Origin of the sequence: Mesorhizobium sp. M7A.F.Ca.US.006.04.2.1 (genome assembly GCF_004022915.1) — a bacterium.
GTDB classification, from domain to species: domain Bacteria; phylum Pseudomonadota; class Alphaproteobacteria; order Rhizobiales; family Rhizobiaceae; genus Mesorhizobium; species Mesorhizobium ciceri.
The window spans coordinates 1-2,295 of record NZ_RZQA01000939.1; the positions used below are offsets into that span (position 1 = coordinate 1).

Genomic DNA, 2,295 nt, shown 5'->3' on the forward strand with positions numbered 1-2,295 from the left:
AGTTGGGAGAACTCATGGGAGGCGCGCGATGTTGCAACGTGAAATCTCCATTGTCTCGGACAGGTCGAAATTGGTGGCGGACTATTCTCTGATCGCCGCCGATATAGCCCAGCGTCTATCTTTGCGCGCTTGCAATGACAACGCTTCCGCCAACGTCCCGTGGGCACCGAAACATTCCGAGGCCCCGACTTCGCCGGCCTCGCACACCCGCCGAGTATTCCTCGACCGATCGTGCTTTAGCCACGATCTATGCGTCGACGGTGGTGGGGATAACGCTGATTCTGGCGTCGGCAGTTTGAGTTACGCGACCTGATGCCGCTCTCCCAGAAACTATCTTCGGTTGAGATGACACTCAAATGCCCCGGATGTGGAAACGAGTTCACCAAGCCAGGGCGTTGGTTCATCGTTGCCGCCCACTATCGGTGCGAAGGTTGCCAGCGTTTACACCGCCTTCCTTATCCAGAAAAGGTGGAACTGTTCGAAAGATACGCCCAAGGGTGTGAAGACGGGCTCGGCAGCATCGACAGTGGGCCCGCACCGCTTGGGTGAGGACCGATGCGGGCCCGGCCAAGGGTTGCCTTTCCTTGGCCAGCAGCGTGCGGGGCGCTGCCGCCAAGAACTGAGCATGAGTAATAAGGTTCCGCTGATACAAAAAAGCCCGCCAGCCGTCAGGCCAGTGGGCAGTTCTCATGGGGAAAGCACCGAATGGGAACAGTGCAACGACCGAATCTCGACAGCGCGGTTTTTGTTCCACCGTCCGCGAACAGACCTAGCGTCGTTGCCTTGGTAAACCCGTACGGCAACCCTTCCGGCCTTTCAATTTTTGCCCGATGGCTCGCTACTCTGCGGCCCTGTCACCTCAAGGTTTAGGACTGACGCTACCCTGTCACAGATAGTCGATATCCACCCAGATGTTACGCCGCAACCGGCGGCGGTGTTACGTTAGTCGAGGTATACCGTGGTGTGCGAGCTGCTCGGCTGGTGGCGTGCGCCTCTCCGTTGCTTGGTGTGACTGTCATGGGGCCGCGAGCCGACTGGCAACTTCCTAGAATCCAGTTGGCAAAAGCGGCCATTCCGCACCGAGCGCCACTTATCGGATCGAAGGTGTTTTCGGCGTCACAGGCCCGCCAACTGGTGTTATGCTACTTCTCATCGCGAGGCTTGAGCTTACGCGGTGAGAAGTTGAGGAGGAGGATATGTTAGAGACGCAGCTTCAAAGTCGCAATGGCATGCCGATTGGCGCCGACCTCATCGATGAGTTCGCTTCGGGGTTGGCTGGCCGCCTTATCCGGCTCGCTGATGCCGATTACGACGAGGCACGCCGTATTTGGAACGCGGCAATTGATCGACACCCTGGACTCATCGCACGCTGCCTCGGTGTTGCTGATGTAATCCACGCAGTGAAATTCGCCTCTAAAAACGACCTTCTTGTCGCGGTGCGTGGGGGCGGTCACAATGTCGCCGGGCGCGCGCTCTGCGACAACGGCATCGTGATCGACCTCTCCGCCATGCGTGGCGTGATGGTTGAGGCCAAGACCCAGACCGTGCGAGTTCAGGGCGGCGCGACGCTTGGCGATCTCGACCGAGAGACGCATTTGCATGGGTTGGCGGTGCCGGTCGGCGTCGTCTCTAAGACCGGCGTTGCCGGTCTGACGCTCGGCGGCGGCGTAGGCTGGCTGGTGCGCAAGCACGGACTGAGCTGCGACAATGTGATTTCGTTTGAGCTGGTGACAGCGGAGGGCAACCTGCTGACGGCCAGCATGGAAGAACACCCCGACCTGTTCTGGGCTTTGCGCGGCGGCGGCGGTAATTTCGGCATCGTCACCTGCTTCACCTTCCGAGCGCAGCAAATATCTTCAGTGCTCGGCGGCCTGATCGTTCACGCACGCGACAAGTCCGGTGAGGTGTTGCGCTTCTATCGTGACTTCATGGCCACGGCACCGGAGGAACTGACTGCCTACGCGGCCATGCTGACGACGCCGGACGGTATGCCGGCGGTCGGCGTAATCGCATGCTGGTGCGGTGACGTGGTAGAAGGCGCACGTGTGCTGGCGCCGCTGCGAGCTTTCGGTCCCCCAATGCTCGATGCCATCCAGCTAATGCCCTTCCCGACGATGCAGAAGCTGCTTGACGGCGCTTTCCCGGACGGGACCCACAATTTCTGGAAGGCGAGCTTCGTTCCGCAACTTACCGACACGATCATAGACCTGCTTGTCGAGCATGGAAATCGGATGAAGTCGCCTCTTTCGGCCTGCATCGTAGAGTTCTATGGCGGCGCGCCAGGCAGGATCAGTC

2 protein-coding genes are annotated in these 2,295 nt (G+C 59.8%); one reads left to right on the plus strand and one right to left on the minus strand.

The genetic code is table 11. The features are described from left to right. Positions 1-1,199: 1,199 nt before the first annotated feature. Positions 1,200-1,397: a hypothetical protein gene (locus tag EN925_RS41080; protein WP_245487392.1), complete on the minus strand. Its 198-nt coding sequence runs from the start codon at positions 1,395-1,397 to the stop codon at positions 1,200-1,202. 3 nt (positions 1,398-1,400) lie between these two features. Between EN925_RS41080 and EN925_RS32490 the strand changes: the two genes are divergently transcribed. Further along, a partial coding sequence (locus tag EN925_RS32490) for an FAD-dependent oxidoreductase (RefSeq protein WP_245487393.1) occupies positions 1,401-2,295 on the plus strand: 895 nt, incomplete at its 3' end.